This is a genomic window from Burkholderia sp. YHN3-13 (assembly GCF_055810675.1).
In genome coordinates this window covers 1-1,407 of record NZ_JBVVNQ010000071.1, presented here as the reverse complement: position 1 = coordinate 1,407, position 1,407 = coordinate 1, and the positions used below count along the sequence as shown (strand labels likewise).

Sequence of the window (1,407 nt, the reverse complement as noted above, 5' to 3'; positions counted from 1 at the left end):
TGTCACGGGTCGGCAATATGGAGCCAATCCAGGGGCGGCGTAAAGGAGCCACCTGAGGGGCGGCATATAGGAGCCAGCCCAGGGTCGGCGTAATGGCGCCGGCCCCGGGTCGGCATATTGGAGCCATCCGAGGGGCGGCACATAGGCGCCAGTAATGCGGGAGTGACGGCGCGGTTCGAACTTTCCTAGTCGGTACGCTTTGTTCTTTTTGAACGGAGCGTCCATGGCCAATCGGAGGTTCGAATTGTTTGAGTATCGCCAAGTCCTTGTCCGTATGCGGCAAGGCGACTCTGACCGCGACATCGCGCGCGGCGGACTGATGGGACGCAAGAAGCTCACGAGCGTGCGCCGCGAAGCCCAGACGCGAGGTTGGCTCGATCCCGCGCAACCGTTGCCGGACGATACGGTTATTGCAGGGGTCTTCGGTCGCACGCCGCATCTGTCGAGCGCCTGCGTGTCGACGGTGGAGCCGTTTCGCGAGCAAATGCGCGACTGGCTCACCGCAGGCGTGCAAGGCACCACGATCCACGCCGCACTTCGACGCAACCACGGCTACACCGGCAGCTACAGCGCCGTGAAGCGCATGGTGCGTCATCTTGTGGCCGAGCGCGGTGTGGCTGCCACGACGATCCTGGAGTTCGCGCCGGCCGACGCGGTGCAGGTCGACTTCGGCGCCGGTCCCGTGCTGAGCGTCGAAGGCATTGAGGTTCGGACGTGGATCTTCGTGATGACGTTGTGCTGGTCGCGTCATCAGTATGCCGAGATCGTGCTGGACCAAACCGTCGAGACGTGGCTGGCTAGCCACCGGCGCGCCTTCGAATGGTTCGGCGGCCGTCCCACCCGGGTCATCATCGACAACGCGAAGTGCGCGATCATCCGCGCCTGTCGGTACGATCCGGCCGTACAGCGCTCCTACGCGGCGCTTGCCGAGGCCTACGGCTTCAAGATCGACGCTTGCCCGCCACGCGATCCCCAGAAGAAGGGCGTCGTCGAGTCGGGCGTCAAATACGTCAAGAAGTCCTTCGTGCCACTGCGCGAGTTCCGGGATCTGGCCGATGCGAATCGGCAGCTTCGCGAGTGGGTCCTGCAGCAGGCCGGCACACGCACGCACGGCACGACCCACGAGCAACCGCTCGCGCGCTTCGGCGTCGAGCGCCCGTTGCTCGCGGCGTTGCCGGACGTGGCGCCGGTGATCGCCGTCTGGAAGGAAGTCAGCGTCCATCGCGATGGCCACGTCGTCTACCGTAACGCGCTGTACTCGGCACCGTACGCACTGGTCGGCAAGGCGCTCTGGCTGAAGGCGACCGACACGATCATCCAGTTGTACCACCAGCATCAGCTCGTCGCGACCCACCCGCGGCAACGGGCCGGTGGTCGCCACACGGTCCGGGACCATCAGCCGCCCGA

1 protein-coding gene is annotated in these 1,407 nt (G+C 65.5%); it reads left to right on the top strand.

What is annotated here, in order from left to right; genetic code table 11:
• Positions 1-244 precede the first annotated feature (244 nt).
• Positions 245-1,407, top strand: a 1,163-nt coding sequence (gene istA / locus AC0KUR_RS37875; protein ID WP_473377386.1) for an IS21 family transposase, incomplete at its 3' end; no start/stop codon positions are given.